This is a genomic window from Pseudoalteromonas sp. S558 (assembly GCF_005886635.1).
Taxonomy (GTDB): Bacteria; Pseudomonadota; Gammaproteobacteria; order Enterobacterales; family Alteromonadaceae; genus Pseudoalteromonas; species Pseudoalteromonas aliena.
On record NZ_PNDU01000732.1, the window covers coordinates 1 to 279 of the forward strand.

The 279-nt window shown below is 34.4% G+C and carries 1 protein-coding gene; it reads left to right on the forward strand.

Going from position 1 to position 279, the window contains the following annotated elements:
• A partial coding sequence (locus CWB66_RS22410) for a hypothetical protein (RefSeq protein ID WP_212747859.1) occupies window positions 1-241 on the forward strand: 241 nt, incomplete at its 5' end.
• Window positions 242-279: the final 38 nt, after the last annotated feature.

Below are 279 nucleotides of genomic sequence, written 5' to 3' on the forward strand. Positions count from 1 at the left end.
GCTTGATGAAAATAAATTAAATGAAGCTCAAAGTATTGCTGAAAAAGCATGGGAGTTATTACCTGAGCCTAAATTTGACTGGGACGTAACTCTCAGCTTTGTTTCTGGAATTTGTGAAATGTATAAGGAGTTAGAGCTTCATAAAGAAGCTCATGCTATTTTGGATGAACTTTTTGAATTTGGAAATTTAAAGCCGTATCAAGATGGACCTATATTCTTAAGGGGAGCCATATATTTTTAGCAAGGTGAGTTAGAGTTAGCAAAAGTATGGTTTGATAC